At 69.3% G+C, this 24052-nt stretch carries 23 protein-coding genes and 1 tRNA gene; 15 read left to right on the top strand and 9 right to left on the bottom strand.

The annotated features are described in order from the left end of the window. Positions 1-353: 353 nt before the first annotated feature. Both AC0IY0_RS05515 and AC0IY0_RS05510 read right to left on the bottom strand, forming a co-directional pair. Positions 354-1601 (bottom strand): NupC/NupG family nucleoside CNT transporter, encoded by a 1248-nt coding sequence (locus AC0IY0_RS05515; protein WP_471763259.1) that lies wholly within the window; start codon positions 1599-1601, stop codon positions 354-356. Positions 1602-1658: 57 nt separating this feature from the next. Beyond that, on the bottom strand, positions 1659-2297 hold the full coding sequence (locus AC0IY0_RS05510; RefSeq protein WP_147905961.1) for a TetR/AcrR family transcriptional regulator: 639 nt from the start codon (positions 2295-2297) through the stop codon (positions 1659-1661). A 105-nt stretch (positions 2298-2402) separates the two neighbouring features. On the opposite strand from AC0IY0_RS05510, the gene AC0IY0_RS05505 reads away from it, so the two are divergent. The 3 genes from AC0IY0_RS05505 to AC0IY0_RS05495 are packed head-to-tail and all read left to right on the top strand — an operon-like array spanning position 2403 to position 5639. Continuing rightward, the gene (locus AC0IY0_RS05505) at positions 2403-3254 is read left to right on the top strand and encodes an SDR family NAD(P)-dependent oxidoreductase (protein WP_147906011.1); all 852 of its coding nucleotides are present in this window, start codon (positions 2403-2405) and stop codon (positions 3252-3254) included. A gap of 1 nt (position 3255) precedes the next feature. Beyond that, complete coding sequence (locus AC0IY0_RS05500; RefSeq protein WP_471763258.1) at positions 3256-4164, top strand: alpha/beta hydrolase; 909 nt, start codon at positions 3256-3258, stop codon at positions 4162-4164. Beyond that, positions 4161-5639, top strand: a complete 1479-nt coding sequence (locus tag AC0IY0_RS05495) for a flavin-containing monooxygenase (RefSeq protein ID WP_471763257.1) — start codon at positions 4161-4163, stop codon at positions 5637-5639. The genes AC0IY0_RS05500 and AC0IY0_RS05495 overlap by 4 nt, the downstream gene beginning before the upstream one ends. A 54-nt stretch (positions 5640-5693) precedes the next feature. On the opposite strand, the gene AC0IY0_RS05490 is transcribed toward AC0IY0_RS05495, so the two are convergent. Next, a complete protein-coding gene (locus AC0IY0_RS05490) occupies positions 5694-7751 on the bottom strand; it encodes a putative bifunctional diguanylate cyclase/phosphodiesterase (RefSeq protein ID WP_471763456.1) in 2058 nt (685 codons plus the stop codon). A gap of 176 nt (positions 7752-7927) precedes the next feature. Here AC0IY0_RS05490 and AC0IY0_RS05485 point away from each other — a divergent pair, with 176 nt between their 5' ends. Beyond that, positions 7928-8995, top strand: coding sequence for a spore photoproduct lyase family protein (locus AC0IY0_RS05485; RefSeq protein ID WP_147905965.1), 1068 nt, complete (start codon positions 7928-7930; stop codon positions 8993-8995). 51 nt (positions 8996-9046) lie between these two features. Further along, entirely contained in the window at positions 9047-9505 is a 459-nt protein-coding gene (locus tag AC0IY0_RS05480; RefSeq protein WP_147905966.1) for a nucleoside deaminase, read from the top strand. Positions 9506-9542: 37 nt separating this feature from the next. On the opposite strand, the gene AC0IY0_RS05475 is transcribed toward AC0IY0_RS05480, so the two are convergent. Further along, a complete protein-coding gene (locus tag AC0IY0_RS05475) occupies positions 9543-9854 on the bottom strand; it encodes an ETC complex I subunit (RefSeq protein ID WP_471763256.1) in 312 nt (103 codons plus the stop codon). Between the two features lie 26 nt (positions 9855-9880). Continuing rightward, positions 9881-9957: transfer RNA gene (locus tag AC0IY0_RS05470), tRNA-Pro, on the bottom strand. A gap of 471 nt (positions 9958-10428) precedes the next feature. On the opposite strand from AC0IY0_RS05470, the gene AC0IY0_RS05465 reads away from it, so the two are divergent. The 4 genes from AC0IY0_RS05465 to AC0IY0_RS05450 all read left to right on the top strand — a co-directional run bounded on the left by AC0IY0_RS05465 (position 10429) and on the right by AC0IY0_RS05450 (position 13735). Continuing rightward, positions 10429-11367 (top strand): SMP-30/gluconolactonase/LRE family protein, encoded by a 939-nt coding sequence (locus tag AC0IY0_RS05465; protein WP_461230778.1) that lies wholly within the window; start codon positions 10429-10431, stop codon positions 11365-11367. 187 nt (positions 11368-11554) lie between these two features. Beyond that, positions 11555-12262: a glutathione binding-like protein gene (locus AC0IY0_RS05460; RefSeq protein ID WP_147939920.1), complete on the top strand. Its 708-nt coding sequence runs from the start codon at positions 11555-11557 to the stop codon at positions 12260-12262. A gap of 7 nt (positions 12263-12269) precedes the next feature. Then, complete coding sequence (locus AC0IY0_RS05455) at positions 12270-12845, top strand: NUDIX domain-containing protein (RefSeq protein ID WP_147905970.1); 576 nt, start codon at positions 12270-12272, stop codon at positions 12843-12845. Then, positions 12842-13735: an inositol monophosphatase family protein gene (locus AC0IY0_RS05450; RefSeq protein ID WP_147905971.1), complete on the top strand. Its 894-nt coding sequence runs from the start codon at positions 12842-12844 to the stop codon at positions 13733-13735. Before AC0IY0_RS05455 ends, AC0IY0_RS05450 begins: the two co-directional genes overlap by 4 nt. A gap of 130 nt (positions 13736-13865) precedes the next feature. Here AC0IY0_RS05450 and AC0IY0_RS05445 read toward each other — a convergent pair whose 3' ends face one another. Further along, positions 13866-14186, bottom strand: a complete 321-nt coding sequence (locus tag AC0IY0_RS05445) for an ArsR/SmtB family transcription factor (RefSeq protein WP_147905972.1) — start codon at positions 14184-14186, stop codon at positions 13866-13868. Positions 14187-14237: 51 nt separating this feature from the next. Here AC0IY0_RS05445 and AC0IY0_RS05440 point away from each other — a divergent pair, with 51 nt between their 5' ends. From AC0IY0_RS05440 to AC0IY0_RS05430, 3 genes are all read left to right on the top strand, one after another. Continuing rightward, positions 14238-15386 carry an MFS transporter gene (locus AC0IY0_RS05440; RefSeq protein WP_471763255.1) on the top strand — a complete coding sequence of 383 codons (1149 nt, stop codon included), beginning with the start codon at positions 14238-14240 and terminating at the stop codon, positions 15384-15386. 171 nt (positions 15387-15557) lie between these two features. Beyond that, positions 15558-15827: a hypothetical protein gene (locus tag AC0IY0_RS05435; protein WP_147939924.1), complete on the top strand. Its 270-nt coding sequence runs from the start codon at positions 15558-15560 to the stop codon at positions 15825-15827. A 124-nt stretch (positions 15828-15951) separates the two neighbouring features. Beyond that, complete coding sequence (locus tag AC0IY0_RS05430) at positions 15952-16122, top strand: hypothetical protein (RefSeq protein WP_187193544.1); 171 nt, start codon at positions 15952-15954, stop codon at positions 16120-16122. A 73-nt stretch (positions 16123-16195) separates the two neighbouring features. Here AC0IY0_RS05430 and clpB read toward each other — a convergent pair whose 3' ends face one another. After that, positions 16196-18820 carry an ATP-dependent chaperone ClpB gene (gene clpB / locus AC0IY0_RS05425; RefSeq protein ID WP_147905975.1) on the bottom strand — a complete coding sequence of 875 codons (2625 nt, stop codon included), beginning with the start codon at positions 18818-18820 and terminating at the stop codon, positions 16196-16198. A gap of 194 nt (positions 18821-19014) precedes the next feature. Between clpB and AC0IY0_RS05420 the strand changes: the two genes are divergently transcribed. Then, positions 19015-19791, top strand: a complete 777-nt coding sequence (locus AC0IY0_RS05420; protein ID WP_471763254.1) for an MOSC domain-containing protein — start codon at positions 19015-19017, stop codon at positions 19789-19791. A gap of 10 nt (positions 19792-19801) precedes the next feature. Here the strand turns inward: AC0IY0_RS05420 and AC0IY0_RS05415 are convergent, their stop codons facing one another. Then, entirely contained in the window at positions 19802-20410 is a 609-nt protein-coding gene (locus AC0IY0_RS05415) for a c-type cytochrome (protein WP_471763253.1), read from the bottom strand. Continuing rightward, positions 20410-21684, bottom strand: coding sequence for a PQQ-dependent sugar dehydrogenase (locus AC0IY0_RS05410; RefSeq protein ID WP_187278476.1), 1275 nt, complete (start codon positions 21682-21684; stop codon positions 20410-20412). Before AC0IY0_RS05410 ends, AC0IY0_RS05415 begins: the two co-directional genes overlap by 1 nt. A gap of 314 nt (positions 21685-21998) precedes the next feature. Between AC0IY0_RS05410 and AC0IY0_RS05405 the strand changes: the two genes are divergently transcribed. Together AC0IY0_RS05405 and AC0IY0_RS05400 are read left to right on the top strand one after the other, a co-directional pair. After that, positions 21999-22652: a protein-L-isoaspartate O-methyltransferase family protein gene (locus AC0IY0_RS05405; protein WP_461230772.1), complete on the top strand. Its 654-nt coding sequence runs from the start codon at positions 21999-22001 to the stop codon at positions 22650-22652. 376 nt (positions 22653-23028) lie between these two features. After that, complete coding sequence (locus AC0IY0_RS05400; protein ID WP_147905979.1) at positions 23029-23913, top strand: glycoside hydrolase family 16 protein; 885 nt, start codon at positions 23029-23031, stop codon at positions 23911-23913. The last annotated feature ends 139 nt before the right edge of the window (positions 23914-24052 follow it).

Below are 24052 nucleotides of genomic sequence, written 5' to 3'. Positions count from 1 at the left end.
GGAAACCAACTATCGTTTTCACGCAGGCGGTTACAGATCATTATGACCGTGCTCGCCGCGTGCGGAAACAGATCGATCAGCCATCTGATGGATGTGTCGATTGATGTCACGAAAATCATGTTTTTGATCTATATATTCGTATTGAACGCACAGTTATATATGTGAAAATCAATTCTGCGATGATTTGATCAATAAATCTGCGAAATAAATTGTAATTATTTATTTTTTGGCGATCATTTATGCGCAGATATGCTCATGAATATCCGTTTCGTCAATCGTTAAGCAAGAGATGAGACGGTAAAATTCCGTCCACAGAATCGATGCACGACGCCGTCATCATTCGTCTTCTGTCCTCACCCCACGAACAACCCGGCGATCGCCGCGCTCGTGAGGTTCGCCAGCGTCCCGGCGAGGATCGCCCGCAATCCGTAGCGGGCGACTTCGGAGCGCCGCTCCGGGACGAGGCTGGAGAAGCTCGCGAGCTGGATCGCGATCGAGGCGAGGTTGGCGAACCCGCAAAGCGCGAAGCAGACGATCGCCTGGGAGCGCGGGTCGAGCGTGCCGGCGCCGAGGGTCGGCGACAGGGTCGCGTAGGCCAGGAACTCGTTGAAGGCGATCTTCTGGCCGATCGCGCCGCCGACGAGCGCCGCGTGCGCCCAGGGCACCCCGAGCAGCCAGGCCAGAGGGGCGAGCGCCCAGCCGAGCACGCCCTCGATCGAGGTCCCCGGATAACCTGCGAGGCCGCCGGCATAGCCGACGACCCCGTTCGCCAGGGCGATCAGCCCAACGAAGGCGATCAGCATGGCGCCCACCGAGACCGCGACGACGAGGCCCTTCTGTGTGCCGTCCGCCGCGGCCTCGATGATGTTGGCGGCCCGGGACTCGCCGAACTCCACCCGGGTTGTGGCGATCCGGGTCGGCTCGGTCGAGGGCATCAGGATCTTGGCGTAGAGCAGGCCGCCCGGAATCGCCATCACGGAGGCCGCGAGCAGGTAGGTCATCGGCACGCCGAGCGCCGCGTAGCCGGCCAGGATCGACCCCGCCGTCGAGGACGCGCCGCTCGACATCACGGCGAACAGTTCGGCGCCCGTGAGCAACGGCAGGAATGGGCGCAACGCCACCGCGATCTCGCTCTGCCCGATCGCGATGGTGATCACCGCCGAGAACGACTCGATCGGCGAGGTGCCGAGGATCCGCCGCAGCCCGGCGCCGAGGCCGCGGGCCAGGGCCTGCATCACGCCGAGATGGTACAGCACCCCGATCAGGGCCGAGACGTACAGGATCTGCGGCAGCACCCGCAGGGCCAGGATGAAGCCCGAGCCACCGAACAGCTCGAACATCTTCGGCTCCACCAGACCGCCGAACAGGAACGCCGTGCCGCGGTCGCCGTAAGAAAGACCGGTGACGACGATGTCGGCGGCGGTCCTCAGCGCGGCCTGCCCGGCTGGCAGGAACAGGACCAGCGCCCCGAAGCTCACCTGAAGGGCCAGGGCGCTGAGCACGATCCGGGGCCGGATCGCCCGCCGGTTCGTCGAGAAAAAGGCGCCGGCCGCCAGGAGCAGCAGGATCGAGAGGCCGGCATGGATCAGTCGGTCGAGCATCGCGTCCTTCGGGTTCGAGCGTGGCCGCGCAGATGGAAGGTTCGGGCCAGACGCCTCTCAGCCCTGCGGATCCGCGACCAGGTAGGGGGTGAACAGGTCGCGGACTTGCGCGAAGCCCCAGTCGAGGTCGGCCTGGGACAGCGTGGTGCCGCCCTGGAGCCGATGGCTCATCCAGTGGCTCGATACGATCCAGGCGTTGTCGATGAGCCGCCCGAGCGCCTCCGGCGCGATCCGCAGCCGCCCGGCCCGCACCGCCGCCTCGAACACGCCGCGGGCCAGCGCCTGGGTCCGCCCCCGCAGGGCATGGACACGCGGGCGCAGGGCCGGAGCGATCTCCACCATGGCGATGCCGTCGCGGTAGACGCAGCGATAGCGCCAGATCAGGTCGAACCAGCCGCGCTGATAGGACAGCAACGCGTCCAAAGTGGCGGGATCGGCGGGCAGGCGCCCGGCCACCGCCTCGGCCTCGGCCTCGAAGACCGCGAACAGAGCCTCCACGAGGCCGCTCTTGCGCGGGAAATGGTACTGGAGGTTTCCCTCTCGGATGCCGCACGCCGCGGCGATCTCCGCGGTGGTCACCCGACCGAGACCGCGCTCGTTGAACAGCGCGAGGCTCTGCGCCAGGATCCTGTCGCGCGTGCCGGCCCCCCGGCCGGTTCCGGCGTCCTGTACCCTGCTGTCGCGGCCCCGCGCCATCCTGCCCCTCCCTGCCTAGGGTGCTCACCCTAGACAATGCCTGGCGCCGGGGCTATCCCGAACCGCCGATCCCGGCCTACCGGGTGACCCAAGGGGGGGCGCAGCTTGGCCCAGACATTCCGACTCGCCGGCGCGGTCGTGCTCCTCACCGGGGCCGCGAGCGGCATCGGCGCCGCCCTTGCGCTGGGATTGGCCGCCAAGGGCTGCGGCCTCCTGCTCGTGGACCGCGACGCGCCGGGCCTGCACGCGGTGGCCGCCAAGGCCCGGGCGGCCGGCGCCACGGTGGAAACGCTGGCCCTCGACCTCGCCGACGCGGAGGCGATCACGAAACTCCCGGACTGGGCCGCCGACCGGTTCGGCCGCCTCGACGTGCTGATCAACAATGCCGGCGTGGCGCTCGGCGGCCGATTCGACGAGACGCATCTCGAAGATTTCGACTGGCTGATGGACATCAACCTGCGCGCCGTCGTGCGGATGTGCCACGCCTTCCTGCCGATGCTGAGGGCTCGGCCAGCGGCCCAGATCGTCAACCTGTCGAGCCTGTTCGGGCTGATCGCCCCGCCGGGCCAGGTCGCCTACGCGACGAGCAAGTTCGGGGTCCGGGGCTTCACCGAGGCCCTGCGGCACGAATATGCCGGCAGCGGGCTCGGGGTGACGGTCGTCCATCCGGGCGGCGTCGCCACCGCCATCGCCCGCAGCGCCCGGGGCACGCGTCCACCCACAGACCCGGACGCCGCCGAGCGCGCCCGCGTCGAGGACGAGAAGGCCCGGGAGGCGTTCGGCAAGCTGCTGACGCTCTCGCCGGAGGAGGCCGCGGCCGCGATCATCCAGGGGATCGAGCGGCGCCGCCCCCGCATCCTGATCGGCAAGGACGCGAAGAGCGCCGCCCTGATCCAGCGGCTGATGCCGGTGGGCTACTGGAAGACGATCGTGCGCCTGTCCGGCGGGAAGGTCTGAGATGGCGAGCCTGCGCGCGTATATCGGCACCTGGGTCGTGCGCACCAAGGTGCGCGGCCCCCTGTCGAAGGCCCGGAACGCCGCCGCGTTCCGCCAAATCTTCGAGGCGCCGGCCTTCCCCGATCCGAAGGGCGTCACCTACGAGCCGGGCACGGTCGGCGGGGTGCGGGGGGAATGGGTCCGGCCGAAATCCGGGCCCGGGCAGCGGATGCTCTACCTCCATGGCGGCGGCTTCATCGCCTGCTCGCCGCGCACCCACCGGCCGGTGACCGGCGCACTGGCCAACCGCGGCTTCACCATCTTCGTCCCCGATTACCGCCTCGCCCCCGAGCACCCTTTCCCGGCCGCGATCGAGGACGTGACGGCGGTCTGGCAGGCGTTCAGCGCCGACGGCCCGGCCTGCGTCGCCGGCGAGTCGGCCGGCGCCAACATGGCCCTTGTGCTGATCGGCGAGGCGCGGGCTCGGGGCCTGCCGATGCCCTGGGCCGCTGCGCTGTTCTCGCCGGCCACCGACTTCATCTCCGAGGACGGCTCGCGGCGCACGAACGCGTGGCGCGACGCGATGTTCGACCCCGGGGCGCTCGCGGTGATCCGCACGATGTATCTCGGGAGCGCAGACCCGGCCGATCCGCGGATCTCGCCGATCAACGCCGACCCGACCGGCTACCCGCCCCTCCTTTTCCACGTGGGCGAGCGCGAGGTCCTGCGCGATGATTCGGTTCGCATGGCCGAGAAGGCCCGGGCGGCCGGGGTCGTGACCGAGCTGAAGCTCTTCCCGGTCGTGGCCCATGCCTGGCAATTCGCCGCCCACATGCTGCCGGAGGCGCGCACCTCCCTCGACGAGGCCACCGCCTTCCTGATGGCGCACGCACGCCGGAGCGCTGCCGCGCCCGTGGGAGCTTCGCGATGACGGCGCCCGCGACCGCCTCCGTCCCGGAGACCCTCGAAGTCCTGATCGTCGGGGCCGGCTTCTCCGGCCTCGCCATGGCGATCCGCTGCCGGCAGGCCGGGATCGGCCCTCTGCGGGTAATCGAGAAGGCCGCCGACATCGGCGGGACCTGGCGGGAGAACACCTACCCGGGCGCGGCCTGCGACGTGCCCTCACATCTCTACTCCCTGTCGTTCGCCCCGAAGGCGGACTGGTCGCGGATGTATGCCCCGCAGCCGGAGATCCAGGGCTACCTGCGCGACACCGCCGAGCGCCACGGGCTGATGCCGCTGATCCAGCTCGGCACCGCGTTCACCGGAGCGACCTGGGACGAGGCCCGCGCCGTCTGGCACGTCAAGACCGACCGCGGCCCGCTGACGGCGCGCGCGATCGTCTCCGCCATGGGCGGCCTGCACCATCCGGCCTATCCCGACCTCCCCGGCCGGGACGCGTTTACGGGGCCGGCCTTCCACACGGCGGCCTGGGATCATGCCGTCGATCTCGCGGGCAAGCGCGTCGGCGTGATCGGCACCGGGGCGAGCGCGGTCCAGGTCGTGCCGGAACTCGCCAAGCGTGCCGCGCATCTGACCCTGTTCCAGCGGACGCCGCCCTGGATCATGCCCAAGCACGACCACGCCATCCCGGAGGCCACCCAAGCGCGCTACCGGCGGCTTCCGTTCCTCCGGCAGCTCGAGCGGGCGCGGCTGTTCTGGCTGCACGAGCTGCGCGCGCTGTTCGGCTTCACCAAGGTGTCCAAGCTGACCAAGCAGGCCGAGGGACTCGCCCGCCACCATCTCGCCAAGGCGGTGCCCGACCGGGCGTTGCGGGCGAAGCTGACGCCGAACTACCGCCTCGGCTGCAAGCGCGTGCTGATCTCCGACGAGTACTACCCCGCGCTCCAGCGCCCGAACGTGACGCTGGAGACCGGCGACATCGCCCGGATCACGGAAGGCGGCGTGACCACCGCCGACGGCCACGCGCACGCCCTCGACGTGATCGTCTACGCCACGGGCTTCGACGTCACCGGGAGCTTCACCCGGATGGACCTCGTCGGGCGCGATGGCCTTAGGCTCACGGATGCCTGGGCGGACGGGATGGGCGCCTACCAGGGCATCACGGTGGCGGGATTCCCGAATTATTTCATGCTGCTCGGTCCAAATACCGGGCTGGGCCACAACTCGATCATCTCCATGATCGAGGTTCAGGCGCGGCACGTCCTCGACTGCCTGGAGGCCCTGCGCAAGGGCGCCCGGGCGATCGAGGTCCGCCCGGAGGCGCAGGCGCGGTTCCTCGACCGGATCCAGACCCGGCTGGCCGACAGCATCTGGCAGACGGGTGGCTGCCGGAGCTGGTACCTCGACGCCGAGGGGCGCAACACAACCCTGTGGCCCGATTCGGTGATGGCCTACCGCCGCAGCGCCCGGCGCGCCCGCATGGCGGATTACCGGCTGGGGTGAGCCGGACAGGGATGCTCTGCGCAGCAGTCGCCGCCGTCCGGGCCAGCTCCGCGATCAGGCTGCCTGTGTCCGGTCGGGGAACAGGGTCGCCTCCAGGGTCTGCACCGGCATCGGCCGCCCGAGATGGTAGCCCTGCAGGAACGGGCAACCCATCGATTGCAGCATCTGCAGGTCGTCCTGCGATTCGACCCCCTCGGCCACGACCTCCAGCCCGAGCAGGGTGCCGAGGCCGAGCACCGCCAGGACCAGCCCGCGCTTGTCGTCGCAGGTGCTGAGGCCGGTGACGAAGCTGCGGTCGATCTTGATCCGGTCGGCCCGGAGCTGCCGGAGCGACGACAACGACGAGTAGCCGATGCCGAAATCGTCGAGCGCCACCAGGATGCCGGCGCGCGAGAGCGCCTGGAGCTTGCCCTGGACCGCGCCGAGATCGAGGGCGGTCTCCTCGGTGATCTCGATCTCCAGGAGGGCGGCCGGCAGGTCGAGGGCGACGAGGCGCGCGATGACGATCTCGTCCACCGGGATCTGCGCCATCTCCCGAGGCGAGACGTTCATCGCCACCCGGACGGTGCCGAGGCCCCGGGCACGCAGGATCTCCATCATCCGGCAGACCTGATCGAGGATGAAGCGCAGGAGCGACTCGGTCAGCCCGGCCATGCCGGCGGCGGCGATCAGGTCGGGGGGCGCGATCCAGCCGAGGCGGGGGTGGTGCCAGCGCACCAGCGCCTCGAGCCCGACCAGCGTCCGGGCGTCCAGGGCGTAGATCGGCTGGAACCAGACCTCGAGGGCGTTCTCGACCAGCGCGTGCGACAGGTCGCGCTCCAGCTCGCGCCGCATCTCCAGGCAGTCACGCAGGCCGGCGTCGAACAGCCGGAAGCGGTTCCGGCCCGCGGCCTTCGAGGCGTACAGCGCCTCGTCGGCGCAGCTGAGCATCGCCATCAGGTCGGGTTCGGGTTGGGCGTGGACGCCGATGCTGACCCCGAGCCGCCCCTCGTCGAAGCCGTCGAACGGCTGGGCGACCGCCGCGATGAGGCCGGCGGCGAGATCCGCGTAGGGCATGTTTGCGGCGACGGGATCGTACAGCACCGCGAACTCATCCCCACCGAGCCGCGCGGCGAGGCCGCCCGGCGGCAGGGCGGCGCGCACCCGCCGCGCGACCTCGACCAGCACCCGATCGCCGGTCTGGTGGCCGTAGACGTCGTTGACCGACTTGAAGCCGTCGAGGTCGAGCAGCAGGCAGGCGGTGCCGGCGCCGAAGCGGAGCTCGGCCGCGCCGGTCGAACCGGTATCCGCGTGCGTCCCGAGGCGGTCCTCGGCCTGCTGGATGAAGCCGGCCCGGTTGAGCAGGCCGGTGAGGTCGTCGTGGGTCGCGCGCCAGCGCATCTCCTCCACCAGCGCGGTGGCGCTGGCCTGCGCCTCGGCACGGGAGCGGGCCAGCGCGGTGGCGTCGTTCTTCAGCCGGCTCGCCTCGCGGTAACCCGCCTCGCTCTGGAACGCGGTGCGGGACAGGGCGGCGAGATAGAGCAGCACGCAGGCCGCCAGGCAGCAGCGGTCGAACCCGCCGCCGCCGAACAGGCAGAACGCCACCGACAGCAGCGGCAGCAGGATGAAGCTGAACGGGATGCGGGCATAGGCCGTCCCGTGGGTGACGGCGCCGGCGGTGATGCCGCAGGTGATGGTGAGGTAGAACAGGGCCTGCGCCGAGGTGTAGCCCGCGCAGAGCAGCGGCTGGAACGCCCAGACCAGCCCCGACAGGAAGGCCGCGACGGTGCAGGCGCGCAGGTGTCCCTCGACCGAGCGCGAGGCGGCCCTGGCCATGTCCGGCGGCATCTCGGCGGTTAGGGCGAGCCCCGGACACGACGACCGGCACAGGCCGATGCGCAGGATATTGGCCGCAGTCGAGGCCGCGTACCAGACCACCCCGGCGCGGCCGTTGCCGCCCTGGAACGCCACCAGCACACTGGCGAGCCCGAGCAGCATGTTGACCGGAATCGCGGTGAGGACGCTGCCGCGCACGGCCTCGAGCTGATCCCGGCGGACCAGCGCCTGCAGCCGCCCGGGATCGCCGGAGACTGCCGTCCCGGGGGCCGCTTCCTCCAGGTCGTGAATTGTCATCATGCGTCCAATCAGAGGCATGGGATAATCAATCAAGAGTCGTAAGAGAGTGTTGAGATCACGCATCCATGGAATCGACCGCCGCGGACCATTGGGACCGCACGTCGCAAGCTATTCCGGTCCCGCCGTCGCGCGCCATATCGCGGGTCGGGCCGCAGCCGGGCCCCGGACGCAGCATGGCCCTCACCAGCGACCTCCTCGACATCAGGACGATCTACCACGAGCCCACGGTGGGCGATTACCCGATCGGCAGGGAGATCCTGACGCGCTTCCCCGACGCCGAGCGCATCCCCGTGCCGTCGCACTGGAATATCCCGGCGCTCCACGGGAACGCGGGATCGGTGGAGGACTGGGTCCGGATCAAGCGCTCGACCCTGGTGCTCGGCGTGAAGAAGGGCCTGACCATGCGGCCGAACGGCCGCAGCGCCCACTTCATCGCGCCCTCGACCTCGAACGGATGCGCCATGGCCTGCGCCTATTGCTACGTGCCGCGGCGCAAGGGCTTCTCGAACCCGATCTCGCTGTTCGTGAACATCGACCAGGCCTGCGCGGCGATCGCCCGGCATGCGGACCGGCAGGGCCCCCTGCCGGCCCCCGACACGATCGACCCGGCGCACTGGATCTACGACATCGGCGAGAACGGCGACCTGTCGGTGGACGCGGCGGTGAGCAGCGGCGTCCGCACCTTCATCGAGCGGTTCCGCACCCTGCCGAACGCCAAGGCGTCGTTTGCCACCAAGGCGGTCAACCGCGATCTCCTGGCCTACGACCCGCAAGGCAAGACGCGGATCCGTTTCTCGCTGATGCCTGCCCGGATCGCCAAGATCGTCGACGTGCGCACGACGCCGATCCCGGAGCGCATCGCGGCGATCGACGACTTCGTGGCCGCCGGCTACGAGGTCCACGCCAATTTCTCGCCGGTGATCCTCTACGAGGGCTGGGAGGCGGATTGGCGGGCGCTGTTCGCCGAGATCGACGCCACGCTCTCGGACGCCGCCAAGGCGCAGCTCAAGTGCGAGATCATCATGCTGACCCACAATGCGGGGCTGCACGACGTAAATCTCGGCTGGCACCCCAAGGCGGAGGATCTGCTGTGGCGGCCGGATATCCAGGAGGCGAAGGTCTCGGAGGGCGGCGGCACCAACCTGCGCTACCGGACCGGCTGGAAAGGCCGCTGGCTCGCCCGGTTCAAGGCCCTGCTGGCCGAATCCCTGCCCTATTGCACCGTGCGCTACGCGTTCTGAACTCCCGGCCCGGCGGCGCGTTGGCGCGCGGGTTCACGCAGAGGCGCAGGGATGTCGGAGCACGAGAGCTATATCCGCGAAGCGGTCGCGCTGGCCGAGGCGAACGTTCTGGCCGGCGGATCTCCGTACGGCGCGGTGATCGTGCGCGACGGCGCCGTCCTGGTCCGGGCTGCCAACACCGTGCACGCCACCAACGACCCGACCGGGCATGCCGAGATGGTGGCGCTGCGCGAGGCCAGCCAAATGCTGGCGCGGCGCGACCTCTCCGATTGCGTGATGTACGCGAGCGGGCGCCCCTGCCCGATGTGCCATGCGGCGATGCGGCTCGCCGGCTTCCGCGAAGGTTACTTCGCCTTCTCGGCGGAGGAAGCGGAGGAGCACGGAGCCGGCAGCGCGAGCATCTACGCGGAACTGTGCCGCCCCCTGGACGAACAGCCGATGCGACTCAGCCAGATCCGGCCGGCGGGCGAAGCGCCCTACGCGGCCTGGAAAGCGCGCCGCGGTTCGTGACAGCCCGCGACCCCGCCCGCGGGCGCGCTGAAGCGCCTCAGTGAGTCCAGGGCGCCGTGCGGTTGAACTTGAAGTTATCCGAGTAGGACAGGCCCTTGCGGAACACCGGCTTGGCCGGCAGTTCGACCCGGTAGGCGATGCCCTCGCGCTTGGCGTAGGCGACCGCCTCCTCCTCCGTGTCGAACTCCAGGCGTACCTGCTGCATCATGTCGGCCGATCCGTTCCAGCCCATCAGCGGATCGATCTCGCGCGGGCTGGTCTGGTCGAACTCGAGAAGCCACTGCTTCGTGCGGGCCTGGCCCGACTGCGTGGCGTCCCGGGAGGGGCGGAAGATGCGGGCGCTCGGCATCTGAACTCGACAAGCTCCTGATCGAATGGTCGGGGCGATAGGATTCGAACCTACGACCCCCTGGTCCCAAACCAGGTGCGCTACCAGACTGCGCCACACCCCGACACCCCGTTACGGGTACAGATCCGTAGCGTTTCGCTGGTCCGGGCGCAACGGGGCAGCGGGCCACAGGGGTCATCCCGAGCCGGGATTGACCCGCCAGTTGTCGAAAGCGGGTCCAAGCGGCGACACCCCACTTGTCAGACAATTGAGCGGCGCGTACGGTCTTCCTCAGGACGGCGAGGGCTGATTCTCGCACCGACGAACCGAACTGCATTCCATTGGGGGGCGGTGGAGAGGCGGCGCGGAGATTGGCGGTGGGGGATCTTGGTCCTCGTCGCTCCCGCTGAGACGATGCCCCGGCCCACGATTCTATCCGACCGGCATCCTCTGCGATGCGTACGGGGTGAGCAGCCGGCGATCGCCTGACGAACCCGGCGCGGCGCCGCTCTTCGCCACTGGCATCGCCCCGTCGTTCCTATATCGCGGTTGGCCCGCGCCCGGATCGGCGCGCCGGTGCCAGGAGCCCAATCCCGTGTGGACGCCAAGCGCGCGCTACCCCGACCCGGCGGTCGAGATCCTCGACGCCTCGTTCGCCCGCTACCGGGTGTTCAGCGCGGCGGTCGAGCGCCTCGCCACCGGCTGCCGCTGGAGCGAGGGGCCGGTCTGGTTCGGGGATGGGCGCTATCTCCTGTGGAGCGATATCCCGAACAACCGGATCCTGCGCTGGGACGAGGAGACCGGCGCCGTCGGCACGTTCCGCCGGCCGTCGGGTTTCGCCAACGGCAACACTCGAGACCGCCAGGGGCGGCTCGTCACTTGTGAGCATGGCGGCCGCCGGGTGGTGCGGACCGAGTATGACGGGTCGCTCACCGTGCTGGCCGACGCCTTCGAGGGCCGGCGCCTCAACGCACCGAACGACCTCGTCACCGCGCGCGACGGCGCGGTGTGGTTCACGGATCCGACCTTCGGGATTTCGGGCTACTACGAGGGCGAGCGCGCCGAATCCGAGCTCCCCCAGAACGTCTACCGGCTGGACGCGGAGACCGGCGCCCTGGACGTGGTCGCGCACGACATCGCCGGTCCGAACGGCCTGTGCTTCTCACCGGATCAATCGCGGCTCTACCTCGTGGAATCCCGCGGCGAGCCGACCCGGCGCATCGTCGCCTTCGACGTGGTCGGCGGCCGGACCCTGCGCGACCGCCGGGTGCTGATCGATGCCGGGCCTGGCACGCCGGACGGGATCCGCTGCGATCAGGACGGCAATCTCTGGTGCGGCTGGGGCATGGGTGACGACGCCCTCGACGGCGTCATGGTGTTCAACCCGGAGGGCTGCCTGATCGGCCGCATCCACCTGCCGGAGCGCTGCGCCAATCTGTGCTTCGGCGGCCGGCACCGGAACCGCCTGTTCATGGCGGCGAGCCAGTCGCTCTACGCCCTCTACGTGGACACGCAGGGCTGCCCCGGCGGATGAGGCCGCGATCGCTCCGGACGATGCTTGACCGGAACGCTCCAGAGACCCACCTCCCCACTGCCGGGGGTTCGGAGCCTCCTCTTGGACATCCGATTCACGAGGCGGCCCCAGAGCTTTGTTTTTGCGTCATCCTTTCCGAAAGCCGGCACCCATCGCCCAGGACGACGCGTCAGCGGGACATAATCCGATGATCGATCTGTACTATTGGCCGACGCCGAACGGCCATAAGGTCACGATGTTCCTCGAAGAGGCGGGTATTCCTTACCAGATCAAGGCGATCAACATCGGCAAGGGCGAACAATTCAATCCGGATTTCCTCAAGATCGCCCCAAACAACCGCATGCCGGCGATCGTGGATCACGAGCCGGCCGGCGGCGGCGCTCCGGTTTCCCTGTTCGAATCGGGCGCGATCCTGTTGTATCTCGCCGAGAAAGCCGGCCGCTTCATCCCGAGCGATCCGCGTGGCCGGGCCGAGGTCCTGCAATGGCTGTTCTGGCAGATGGGCGGGCTCGGGCCGATGCTGGGCCAGAACCATCACTTCTCGCAATACGCCCCCGAGAAGATCGATTACGCGATCAAGCGCTACGTCAACGAGACCAACCGGCTCTACGGCGTGCTCGACCGGCGGCTGGCCGATCGCACCTTCGTCGCGGGCTCGGATTACTCGATCGCCGACATGGCCTGCTACCCGTGGATCGTGCCGTGGGAGAAGCAGGGCCAGGACCTCGACCAGCATCCCAACCTCAAGCGCTGGTTCACGGCCATCGCGGAGCGGCCCGCGACCCAGGCTGCCTACGCCCGAGCGCCGGAGATCAACCCCGACCACGGCAAGACCATGAGCGAGGACGCCAAGAAGGTGATGTTCGGCCAGACCGCCGCCACCACCCAGCGCTGACCCGCTCATGACCGGCACGCAGACCGCCCTGCCCCTGCGGGTGATCCACCGGGGCTGGAACACCTTCGGCATCGCCACGCTGACCCAGCCCGACGGCAGCACGGTGCCGCGGGCCCTGGAGGACCACGGCGAGGCGGCCTGCGTGCTGCCCTACGATCCCGAGCGGCGGGTGGCCCTGCTGGTCCGGCAGAGCCGGGTCGGCCCGGCCTTCTGGGGCGAGCCGCCCGCCCTCGACGAGGCGCCGGCCGGGGGCCTCGACGGCGGCGAGCCGGAGGCGACCGCGATCCGCGAGGCGATGGAGGAGGCGGGCGTGCAGCTCGAACGTCTCGAGCGTGTCACCCATGCCTACAGCATGCCGAGCGTTTCCTCGGAGCGCCTGTGGCTCTACCTCGCCCCTTACCATCAGGCCGACCGCGTCGGCCCGGGGGGCGGATTGCCCGGCGAGGGCGAGCAGGTCGAGGTGCTGGAGGTGCCTCTGGCCGAACTCGCGGAGCGGGTCCGCGCCGGGCGGCTGTCCGATCTCAAGACCCTGGTCCTGGTCCAGGCGCTGATGCTGCGCCAGCCCGCGTTGTTCGCCGCATGATCGCACCCGACGCCTCGGCCGGCGATGTCCTCGCCGCACTGCTCGCCTTCACCGAGGAGGCCGCGCCGCTGGCGCTCGCGATGCGCGCGGAGGGTCTCGCGATGACCAACAAGGGGCCCGACCTCGGCCAGGCGCTAACCGAGGCGGACCTCGCCGTGAGCCGCCTGCTGCACGCGCGGTTCGGCCCCGACCTGATCGAGGAAGAGACCGCCGACGACCTCGGGCACGTGGCCGCCAAGGCGATGCTGGCGCGCGAGGCCTGGACCTTCGTGGGCGACCCGATCGACGGCACACGACCGTTCGCGGGCGGCCTGTCGGGCTGGGGCGTGATGGCGGCGGCCTGCCGGTCGGGCTGGCCCCGCGCGGGCGTGATGAACCTGCCAGCCTGGAACGAGAATCGCTCCGCCCCCGCCCGCACGGAGAATGCGGAGACCGCCGAGGGCATCTTGTTCGCCGCCTCCGAGGGTCAGGCGTTCTGGGCGCCGACCCGGGGCGGGCGCCGGACGGAGGCGCTGCGCCCGTTGGCCCCCTCCCCCCGCCGGACCGGCCATGTCGGCTGGCTCGCGGTCACCGCCCAGCGCTACACCGTGGATTACGGGCGCGGCTGGTTTCCCTGGAGCGAGGGCGGTACGATCTCGGACGCAGCGCTCCTCGCCACGGGCCGGCTCGACGCGACCTTGAGCAACAACAAGCTGTGGGACCTGGCGCCGATCCTGCCGCTGTTCGAGGCCCTGGGATTCGGCCTCTACCACTGGCCCGACCTCGCCGCCCCGCCGGCCGCCTTCATCGACCTGTTCGACGCGGAGCTGTCCGCCCACGACGACCTCTGGCTGGTCTGCCGGGATCGGGACCAGGCGGCCGACCTGGCGAGGGCGATCCGCCGGGCCTAGCCACCAACCCAACGGGTTGGGAGGCCCTACTGTCTGGCAAGGCCCACAGGAATCGGGGCTCAGCGCCGGCTCCCGCCGAGGGGTATGCCCGTCGGAAACGCATTCTTCCTGGACGCAGCCGGCGACGCCCTCACGCTTCGGCCTCGCCATGGGCCATGATGGCGTCGAGGAGGCCGGGGAAGCGGGCGCCGACGTCCTCACGGCGCAGCGAGATCAGGCAGCGCATCCCTTCGGGCCGGGTGCGCGTCACGCCGGCCTCGCGCAGGATCTTGAGATGGTGCGTCATGGTCGATCGCGGCACGCTTTCGGTAAGGAGGTCGCCGGACGCGCGCTCGCCGGCCATTAGGAGGTCCGACACGACCGCGAGGCGGGTCGGATCGCTTAGCGCGAACAGCACCCGATGCAGGGTCAGCTCGGCGCGGTCGGGGTGAAAGAACTTGCGGGCACTCATGGCGCCTTATATGTACGATTTTCGTCGTAGATCGTAAATAGGCGGCGAGACGTGAAGCCAATCGCGATTCTGGCGCTCGGGATGTTCGCCCTGGGCTTGGATGCGTACGTGGTCGCGGGGCTGCTCCCGAAGATCGGAGCCACGTTCGACATTAGCGCCGGCGAAGCCGGACAGGCTGTCACGGTCTTCACGTTGGCTTACGCCCTGGCGGCGCCGATCTGCGCAGGTCTGCTCGCCGGACGGCCGGTGCGGCGCGTGCTCGGCGTGGCGCTTGCGATCTTCACTCTAGCGAACCTTTTGAGCGCCCTCGCGACCGGCCTGTTCGGGCTGCTCCTGGCCCGGGCGCTCGCCGGCCTCGCGGCCGGCCTCTACGCTCCGGTCGCGATCACATCGGCGGCGGCCCTGGTGGATCCGGGCCGCAAAGGGCGCGCGCTGGCGCTGACGCTGGGCGGCATGAGCACCGGGACGGTGATCGGCGTTCCGGCCGGGTTGTGGATCGCCGACAGGCTCGGCTGGCAGGGCGCGCTCTGGATGGTGACGATCCTGGGTGCGGCAGCGACTGCCGGCATCCTGGCGCGCCTGCCCGACATCATCGCCGCGGAGCCGCCGTCCTGGCGCGCGCGGGCGGCCTTGCTGACCGACGCAGCCATCGTCGCGACGGTGGCGGTCACGTTCCTAACGGCAATCGCCAGCCTCGGTCTCTACACCTACTTGGCATCCCTTCTGGAGCGGGCCGGGCTGGGTGGCGCAGCGGCCTCTCATTTCTGGGCCTGGGGCATCGGCGGGATGGTGGGTAGTTTTTCGGTCGGGCCGCTGATCGACCGGACCCGCGATCCCCGGCGGATCATGGCGGTCATCCTGGCCGCCCTGACGCTGGCGCTCGCATGGCTTCCCGGCCTGCTGGGCGTCTCGCTTCTCGGCTACCTGCCGGTGCTGCTCTGGGGCGCGATGGGCTGGGCCTCGCAGGCGCCGCAGCAGCATGCCCTGCTCCACCTCCGGCCGGAGCATGGCAGCGTCTCGGTCGCGCTGAACAGCTCCGCGAACTATCTCGGCGGCGCGGCGGGCGCGGCGCTCGGGGGCGTGGTGGTCACGCTGGCGGGAATCTCCGCCTTGCCGGTGGCGGCCGCCGCGGTCGCGGCTGGAGGGCTTGCGCTGCAGGTGGTCATCCTGGCTCACGCTCGGCGTGTTGCGGGGGGCTGATAGCGGCCTACTATTCGATCAATTCTCGAGACGGGCCCGGATTTCGAGGATAGAAGTCTTATGCTGGGCGTTTTGACATGCGCGCCGTTGAAAGAGCTGCCATCATGCTGGCATCGACTCGATGTTCACCGTTCGACACAGTCGTCAGCACGGGTGCCGGAACTCGTACACATGACATCCGAAGACGAGATAGTCCGGTATTCGAACAGCAGCTGGACCGATAAGGTCGAGCGTCGGGAAACCATTCCGCTTGATGCGTGCCAGACCGATGAGATGGTCGCCTCGCTCGGCCAGTGCTTGACCGCGGTTTACGCTGTGAACGATGCCGTCGAAGCGGATGATTGTGGCGGCTTCAAGCGCAAGCACCTCGCGCAAGCTAGCAGGAGCATTGAGGAAGCCGCCACATTCCTCGATACGCTGAGCGCCAATCTCACAACATAGACGGACCATGGCCCAATCGGCCCTTTGGCGCGCGCAAATGCGCTGGCAAGCTGCGAGACGCGATAGCCGCAACAGCCATGGCTCGGGCACGCCTCCGGGCGGCCCAGGCGGGACATCCCAACACATGGAAACACGCATTAAGCGGCTCGAAATCAGGGCCAACCTGAAGAGGATCCTGGCCGATACCGCCGAGATCAAGGGGCGTGTGGCATCGATGCCGACGAGCCCGCAGCTGTTCTTGGCTCTGATCGCGGTATTCGTCGCGAGCGGCCTGCTGCGCTGGTTCGGACACTAAGGCGACGCCGCAATCGCAAAAAGAGGCGGCGCGCCGTCATCCGGCGCGCCGCCTTACTCGCAAACCGCAGCGCTCAGTTCAGGGCCACGTTCGCGGGCCGGCGCTCGGCGCCGACCGTGACGTCGCCAATCATCAGGCCCATCGGACCCGAGCGGACCGACACCGTCTCGCCGTCGTGGATCTTGCCCGAGAGCACCAGCTCGGCCAGCGGATCCTGGACGTTCTTCTGGATCACCCGCTTGAGCGGGCGCGCGCCGTAGGCGGGGTCGTAGCCCTTGTCGGCGAGCCAGATCTTGGCCTCCTCGTCGAGGTCGAGGACGATCTTGCGATCCTCCAGGAGCTTCGCCAGGCGCCCGAGCTGGATCTCCACGATCGCCCCCATCTCCGACCGCGCCAAGCGGTGGAACAGGATGATCTCGTCGACCCGGTTCAGGAATTCCGGCCGGAAGTGGCCCCGCACCACGTTCATCACCTCGTCGCGGACCGCATCGGTGTCCTCGCCCGCGGGCTGGTTCACCAGGTACTCGGACCCGAGATTCGAGGTCATGATCAGAAGCGTGTTGCGGAAGTCGACCGTCCGCCCCTGCCCGTCCGTGAGCCGGCCGTCGTCGAGAACCTGCAGCAGGACGTTGAACACGTCCGGATGCGCCTTCTCGACCTCGTCGAACAGCACGACCTGATAGGGCCGCCGCCGGACCGCCTCGGTGAGCGCCCCGCCCTCCTCGTAGCCGACATAGCCCGGAGGCGCGCCGATTAGGCGGGCCACCGCGTGCTTCTCCATGTACTCGGACATGTCGATGCGCACGAGCGCCGTGTCGTCGTCGAACAGGAAGCCGGCGAGCGCCTTGGTCAACTCGGTCTTGCCGACGCCCGTGGGGCCGAGGAACATGAACGAGCCGATCGGCCGGTTCGGGTCCTGAAGCCCCGCCCGCGCGCGCCGGACCGCGGTCGAGACCGCCTCCACCGCCTCGCGCTGGCCGACGACGCGCTTGGCGAGCGCGTCCTCCATGGCGAGCAGCTTCTCGCGCTCGCCCTCCAGCATCTTGTCGACCGGTACGCCGGTCCAGCGCGACACAACCCCGGCGACGTGAGCGGGCGTCACCGCCTCCTCCATCATGCCGTCGCGGCCGCCCTCGGCCTTCTCCTCGATCTCGGCGAGCTGCTTCTCCAGGCCGGGAATCACGCCGTAGGCGAGTTCGCCGGCGCGCTGGTACTGGCCCTGGCGCTGGGCCGCGGCCAGCTCGTTGCGGGCCTCGTCGAGTTTCTTCTTCAGGCCGGCGGCCGTGCCGAGCTTGTCTTTCTCGGCCTTCCACCGGGCCGTGATCGACGCCGAGCGCTCTTCGAGGTCGGCCAGCTCCCGCTCCAGCCGGACCAGCCGGTCGCGGGAGGCGGAATCGGTCTCCTTCTTGAGCGCCTCGGCCTCGATCTTCAGCCGTACGATCTCGCGGTCGACCGAATCGAGTTCCTCGGGCTTCGAATCGACCTGCATGCGCAGGCGCGAGCCAGCCTCGTCGATCAGGTCGATCGCCTTGTCGGGCAGGAACCGGTCGGTGATGTAGCGGTTCGAGAGCGTCGCGGCCGCCACCAGGGCCGAATCCTGGATGCGCACGCCGTGGTGCTGCTCGTACTTCTCCTTCAGCCCGCGCAGGATCGACACCGTGTCCTCCACGGTGGGCTCCGACACGAAGACCGGCTGGAAGCGCCGGGCCAGGGCCGCGTCTTTCTCCACGTGCTTGCGGTACTCGTCCAGCGTGGTCGCGCCGACGCAGTGCAGTTCGCCGCGGGCGAGCGCGGGCTTCAGCAGGTTCGAGGCGTCCATCGCCCCGTCCGCCTTCCCGGCGCCGACCAGCGTGTGCATCTCGTCGATGAACAGGATGATGCCGCCCTCGGCCGCCGTGACCTCGGAGAGCACGCCCTTCAGCCGCTCCTCGAACTCGCCGCGGTACTTCGCGCCGGCGATCAGGGAGCCCATGTCGAGGGCCAGCAGACTCTTGTCCTTAAGCGATTCCGGCACGTCGCCGTTGATGATGCGCAGGGCCAGGCCCTCCACGATCGCGGTCTTGCCGACGCCGGGCTCGCCGATCAGGACGGGGTTGTTCTTGGTGCGCCGCGACAGGACCTGGATGGTCCGCCGGATCTCCTCGTCGCGGCCGATCACCGGGTCGAGCTTGCCGTCCCGGGCGGCCTCGGTGAGGTCGCGGGCATATTTCTTCAGCGCGTCGTAGGCGTTCTCGGCCGAAGCGTTGTCGGCGGTGCGGCCCTTGCGGAGCGCATTGATCGCCCCGTTCAGCGACGCGGGCGTGACGCCCGCCGCCTGCAGCGCGCGGCCGGCCTCGGATTCCTTCTCCACCGCCAGGGCGAGAAGCAGGCGCTCGACCGTGACGAAGGAATCGCCGGCCTTCTTGGCGGCGGTCTCTGCGGTGTCGAACAGGCGCATCAGCTCGCGCGTCGCCTGCGGGGCCGACGCGTTGCCGGAAACCTTCGGCTGCTTGGCGAGCCACTGCTCGGTCTGCGCCAGCGCGACCCGCGACTGCCCGCCCGCGCGGTCGATCAGACCGGCGCACAGGCCCTCGGGATCGTCGAGCAGCACCTTGAGCAGGTGCCCCGGCTGAAGCTGCGGATGGCCCTCGCGCATCGCGAGGTTCTGCGCCGCCTGGACGAAGCCGCGGGCGCGCTCGGTGTAGAGTTCGAAATTCATGCGTGTCTCACCCTCCCGTGCCGGCATCCGCCGCCCGAGATGGCGCGGCCCTGCCGAAACGTCGCCCCCCGGCACTCTGCCGCGAGGGACCCCGGCGCCGAAAGCCGCCGGTGATCCGGATGTGGTGTTGTATTTGCGCACCACAAGGGCTTCGGCACTTGCGCGGCACAGCTTTTCCAAGCCACCTTCGCGCCATGCAAGCCGCGCACGACATCGGCCTCCTCGGCCTCTACCGCTACCCCGTGAAGGGGCTAAGTCCCGAGCCTTTGGAACGGGCGGAGCTGGAGACCAGCGGCTTCTTCCCGGGGGACCGGCTCTATGCCATCGAGAACGGGCCTTCGGGCTTCAACCCGGTGGCGCCGCGGCACCAGCCAAAGACCAAGTACCTGATGCTGATGCGCGACGAGGCGCTGGCCCGCCTGCGCACCCGTTACGACGACGCCACCGCGACCCTCACGGTGGAGCATGCCGGCGAAACGCTGGCCTTCCGGCTCGACACGGAGGCCGGTCGCGACGGGCTGGCCGACCTGATGCGGCGCTACCTCCCGGAGAGCCTGCGGGGTGAACCGAAGGTGCTCGCGGCGCCGCCGCAATACCGGTTCACCGATTCGCCCACCGGCTACGTCTCGCTGATCAACCGGGCGAGCGTGACGGCCGTCGAAGACTATCTCGGCGCGCCGGTCGATCCGCTGCGGTTCCGTGGCAACCTGCTGGTCGATGGGCTGGCGCCGTTCGCCGAGCTCGACATGGTCGGGCGGGTGATCGAGGCCCCGACCGGATTGCGGCTCAAGGTGACCAAGCGCACGGTGCGCTGCGCCGCCACCAACGTCGATCCGGTGAGCGGCGTGCGCGACCTCGACATCCCCTGGACTCTCGACGCACGGCTCGGCCACCGCGACCTCGGCGTCTACGCCGAGGTGATCGCCGGCGGAGCGCTGGCCGTGGGCGATACGCTGCGCACCGTCGGTTGAGCTGCGCTGCCTACAGCCGGGCCACGTAGGCCGCCAGATCCTTGATGTCGGCCTCGCTCAGGCCCTGCGCGACTTCGTTCATCGCGGGGTCGTAGCCCGGCCGGGCGTTCGACTTGTAGGCCGCGAGCGCCTGCGCGAGGACCTCTTCCCGCTGCGCCCGGATTCGGGGAATCGCATCCCGGCCGGCCAAGTCGGCGCCGTGGCAGGAATTGCACTGGTGCTTGGAGACCAGCGCCTGCGCGCGTGCCACCAGGGCCGGGTCCGCAGCCGGCCCCGACCACGCGGGGGGCGGCAGGGTCGCGACCGCATCAGCATAGGCGCGCAGGTCGTCGTCGGAGAAGCCGGCGGCGACGTCGTTCATCGGCGGGGCCTCACGCTGCTTCTCCCGGAACTGGAACAGCTGCGTCACGACATAATCCGCCTGCTGTCCGCCGAGCGAGGGTACGCCCTCGGTCTCGGAGGTGCCGCTCCCGTGGCAGGCCACGCACGGGGCCAGCCGCTCCGGCACGGCCGACTGGGGTACGGTCGACTGGGGCGCGGCCAGAGCCGCCCCCGCCAACAGGGCGCCGAGGGGCAGCGCGAGCCCCCGGACAACCCCGATCCTCGACGAACCGCGCATCACTGGCCGTAGCTGACGCGGTAGATCGCGCCGTTGTAATCGTCCGAGACGAGCAGCGACCCGTCCTTGGCGACCAGCACGTCCGCCGGGCGCCCGGCATACTTGTTGTCCTGCAGGAAGCCGGTCAGGAACGGCTCGACGGATGCGACCTTGCCGTCCGGGCCGAGCTTCGCCATCACCACGTCGCCCCCGAGCTTCGTCGTGCGGTTCCAGGACCCGTGCCGGGCGATGAAGACCGCATCCTTGTAAGCCTCCGGGAACTGCGCGCCGGTGTAGAACCGCATGCCGAGCGAGGCCGTGTGCGGCCCGAGCAGGCCCGCCGGGGCCGTGAATTCCGAGCAGGAATGGCCCCAGCCGTATTCGGGATCGGTGAACGTGCCCTGGTGGCAGAACGGGTAGCCGAAATGCTGCTTGCCGGGTTCGGTCAGCACGTTCAGCTCGTCGTTCGGGATGTCCTCAGAGACCCAGTCGCGGCCATTGTCAGTGAACCAGAGCTGCTTGGTCTTCGGGTTCCAGTCGAAGCCCACCGTGTTGCGCACCCCGCGGGCGACCACCTCGGCGTTCTTGCCATCGAGATCGATGCGCCGGATCTGGGCGTGCGTGTCCGGGGGCATCACGATGTTGCCGGGCGCGCCGACCGGGACGTAGAGCTTGTTGTCCGGACCGATGGCGATGAACTTCCAGCCATGGGCCTCGTCCTTCGGCAGGTCGTCGTAGACGAGGGTCGGCTTCTCGGCGCCATCGAGGTGCTTGGCGATGTCGTCGTAGCGCCAGATCTTGGACAGCTCGGCCACGTACAGGGCGCCGTCGTGGAACGCGACGCCGTTCGGACGGTGGAGGCCGGACGCGATGGTCTTCACCACGCGCTTGCCGTCCGGCCCGGCCTGCGGCAGCACCGCGTAGACCTTGCCGACCGTGCGGGTGCCGATGAACAGCGTGCCGTCCGGCGCCTGCGTCATCGAGCGCGCGTTGGCGAGGCCGCTGGCATAGACCTCGACCTTGAAGCCCTCCGGCACCTTCAGCTTGTCGAGCGGCAGCTTGGCGGCGGCGGTGGCCAGGGGTGGCCCCGCTACCGGGGCGAGCTTGGCCGCGTCCCCGCCTTCGGGGCGTCCGTAGAGCGCCGAGCCGCGGTCGACCTGCACGGTGGCCGGGGGCGCCGAGCTGGCCGGCGTCTCCTGAGCGCGCGATCCGCCCGGAGCGAGGGTCCCGAGGCCCAGGCAGGCGAGCGCGGTGGCGAGCCCGCGGCTCAGGATCGGCTTGCTGGCTGGAATCATGGTGTCTCCCGATACGGCCGGCGTCTTGGATCGCCCGGTCCGGTCTGTACTCATTATTCAACGTCTAGCCGTGCAAGGCGAGCCCGCGGACAACCCTCGCGCGACAGCGGGATGCGGTCGTCACCCGCGCTCCGCTATCCGCTTCGCCGGTGGGCAGGCGTGTCGGCGACGTGCCCGTCCGAGAGAACCTTGCCTTTTGGCGGGTGATCTCCGAAAACGCGCGCGTCCGGAACGCTCGCGCTTGGCCGGGGCCCCCGGCGTCCGCCGCGGCCCGGCCGGGGCAGCATTCCGATCCGGTTCGAGGACACGTATCGATGATCGATTACGCGCAGGCGCGGCGGATGATGGTCGACTGCCAGTTGCGGACCTTCGACGTGAACGACAACGCGGTGCTCGACGCGTTCGACACGGTGCCGCGCGAGACCTTCGTGCCGAAAGGCCGCGAGCCGTTCGCCTACATCGATCAGACCCTGAATCTCGCCGGGGCCAACGGCGAGGCCCGTTGCCTGCTGGCGCCGATGGTGCTGGCCCGACTGATCCAGGCCCTTAAGATCCGGCCCGGCGCCAGCGCCCTCGATGTCGGCAGCGGCACCGGTTACGCTGCGGCCGTGATGGCGGAACTCGGCGCGGACGTGACCGCTCTGGAATCGGCGCCCGGTTTCGCCGAGGCGGTCCGTGGCAAACTCGGAACCTCGGCCCGGGTGATCGAGGGTCCGCTGGAGGCCGGCGCCCCCAAGCAGGCCCCGTTCGACGTCATCCTGATCAACGGCCGCGTCGAGGTCAGGCCGCAGGCGCTGCTCGACCAACTCAAGGACGACGGCCGCCTGGCCTGCGTGTTCGGCCCTCATCGCAACGCCAAGGCGACCCTGTTCGTGCGCGCCGGCGACGCCTTCGGCTCCCGCCCGCTGTTCGACGCCTCGCTGCCGCTCCTCGACGCGTTCGCCGCCGAGGTCGGGTTCGCGTTCTGAGCCGGACGGGAGAGCCGTTTCCGATCTTGGGGGGACCGGGCAGGCAAACCGGTCGCGCGGACAAGTTTTGGCCTGACGGGACAGCCCTGCGCCGCTACAGCCACTCGGCGGACCCGATCGAGGGCGCCTTCACGGCTGGCCCGACGGCCCGACGGCCCGGATGGTAATCGCGCAATCCGGCCCCGCCGCTGCGCGCGGCCAAGTGCCCGCGCGAGGGCCAATCCCGCTCCGTTGCGCCGCACAAGCCCCACACGGCCCCGCTCCGAGCCCGGAGCGTCGGCGCCCCTCGGATCTTAGCTCTAGACCAAAACTCTATACACCCTGTAATAAGGCGCTAGCTGAACGCTTAAACTCACCGACATTTTAGGAAAACCCAATGGGCGCACGCGTGACGAGGAATAAATGGGTATTCCCAACCGTTGCGGCCATGGTCGGGCTCGCCACCGTGGCGGGATGTCGGGAGCTGAAAGCGCAGGGCGAGCCGCTGCAGCTCTGCCGGTATAAGAAGGTTTTCGCCGACGATTTCAACGACTTGAGCGTATCGAAGTCCAACAACGAGCGGGCGCGATGGTCGGCCCACACGCCCTGGAACGGCGATTTCGGCGATGCACAATTCATCGACCCGATCGATATCTTCGCCGACCCTGAGAAGAATGCACCGTTCATCGTCAAGGACGGAATCCTGAAGATCCGGGCCCGGAAGCACGAGAACGGGAAATGGACGTCGGGCCTCCTGTCCTCGGCCGATCCCACCACCGCCGGCTTCGCGCTGATGTACGGATATTTCGAAGCCCGGATGAAGCTTCCGCCGGGTCCGGGCGTATGGCCCGCCTTCTGGCTGAACTCGAACAAGTCGAAGGACGACAAGACGCCGTCGGTCGAGATCGACGTGCTGGAATACTACGGCCAGTTCCCGGACGGATTCCATTCGGTCTGGCACATCTGGGACAAGGTCGACCCGAAGAAGAACACCGGCGGCGAGATCATCACCTCGGTCCCGAGCGGCTCGCTGAACGACAGCTTCCACACCTACGGGGTCGATGTCACGAAGGAGTGGATCGTATTCTATCTCGACCGGCGCGAGATCGGCCGGACGCCGACGCCGCCCGAGCACACCAAGCCTCTGATGATCCTCGTCAACCTCGCCCTCGGCTCCGGCTGGCCGATCGACAAGACGCCCAACCCGTCCGACCTGCTGGTCGATTACGTCTACGCCTTCGCCCCCGACGAGGCGAAGCGCGACGCCGTCTGCAAGGAGTGAGGCTCTACGACGGGCCGCCTTCGTTCAGCACCGCGCGCCGAACCGCATGTCGGTTCGACGTAGGTCTCGGTATCGCGATTCTCGGTATCGCGATGGCGAAACCCTCGAAGGCGGATCCCGTCCCGGCCAAGTTCGCGGC

Source organism: Methylobacterium sp. AC315 (assembly GCF_979253755.1).
The sequence above is the reverse complement of the archived record's forward strand: the minus strand, read 5'-3'. Positions and strand labels throughout refer to the sequence as shown.

Coding starts and splice junctions, on each gene's coding strand:
- AC0IY0_RS05515 (WP_471763259.1), bottom strand. CDS start 1,601: ATGCTCGACCGACTGATCCATGCCGGCCTCTCGATCCTGCTGCTCCTG.
- AC0IY0_RS05495 (WP_471763257.1), top strand. CDS start 4,161: ATGACGGCGCCCGCGACCGCCTCCGTCCCGGAGACCCTCGAAGTCCTG.
- AC0IY0_RS05445 (WP_147905972.1), bottom strand. CDS start 14,186: ATGAGTGCCCGCAAGTTCTTTCACCCCGACCGCGCCGAGCTGACCCTG.
- AC0IY0_RS05500 (WP_471763258.1), top strand. CDS start 3,256: ATGGCGAGCCTGCGCGCGTATATCGGCACCTGGGTCGTGCGCACCAAG.
- AC0IY0_RS05510 (WP_147905961.1), bottom strand. CDS start 2,297: ATGGCGCGGGGCCGCGACAGCAGGGTACAGGACGCCGGAACCGGCCGG.
- AC0IY0_RS05410 (WP_187278476.1), bottom strand. CDS start 21,684: ATGATTCCAGCCAGCAAGCCGATCCTGAGCCGCGGGCTCGCCACCGCG.
- AC0IY0_RS05450 (WP_147905971.1), top strand. CDS start 12,842: ATGATCGCACCCGACGCCTCGGCCGGCGATGTCCTCGCCGCACTGCTC.
- AC0IY0_RS05490 (WP_471763456.1), bottom strand. CDS start 7,751: ATGACAATTCACGACCTGGAGGAAGCGGCCCCCGGGACGGCAGTCTCC.
- AC0IY0_RS05485 (WP_147905965.1), top strand. CDS start 7,928: ATGGCCCTCACCAGCGACCTCCTCGACATCAGGACGATCTACCACGAG.
- AC0IY0_RS05415 (WP_471763253.1), bottom strand. CDS start 20,410: ATGCGCGGTTCGTCGAGGATCGGGGTTGTCCGGGGGCTCGCGCTGCCC.
- AC0IY0_RS05475 (WP_471763256.1), bottom strand. CDS start 9,854: ATGCCGAGCGCCCGCATCTTCCGCCCCTCCCGGGACGCCACGCAGTCG.
- AC0IY0_RS05405 (WP_461230772.1), top strand. CDS start 21,999: ATGATCGATTACGCGCAGGCGCGGCGGATGATGGTCGACTGCCAGTTG.
- AC0IY0_RS05455 (WP_147905970.1), top strand. CDS start 12,270: ATGACCGGCACGCAGACCGCCCTGCCCCTGCGGGTGATCCACCGGGGC.
- AC0IY0_RS05480 (WP_147905966.1), top strand. CDS start 9,047: ATGTCGGAGCACGAGAGCTATATCCGCGAAGCGGTCGCGCTGGCCGAG.
- AC0IY0_RS05460 (WP_147939920.1), top strand. CDS start 11,555: ATGATCGATCTGTACTATTGGCCGACGCCGAACGGCCATAAGGTCACG.
- AC0IY0_RS05430 (WP_187193544.1), top strand. CDS start 15,952: ATGGAAACACGCATTAAGCGGCTCGAAATCAGGGCCAACCTGAAGAGG.
- clpB (WP_147905975.1), bottom strand. CDS start 18,820: ATGAATTTCGAACTCTACACCGAGCGCGCCCGCGGCTTCGTCCAGGCG.
- AC0IY0_RS05435 (WP_147939924.1), top strand. CDS start 15,558: ATGACATCCGAAGACGAGATAGTCCGGTATTCGAACAGCAGCTGGACC.
- AC0IY0_RS05400 (WP_147905979.1), top strand. CDS start 23,029: ATGGGCGCACGCGTGACGAGGAATAAATGGGTATTCCCAACCGTTGCG.
- AC0IY0_RS05420 (WP_471763254.1), top strand. CDS start 19,015: ATGCAAGCCGCGCACGACATCGGCCTCCTCGGCCTCTACCGCTACCCC.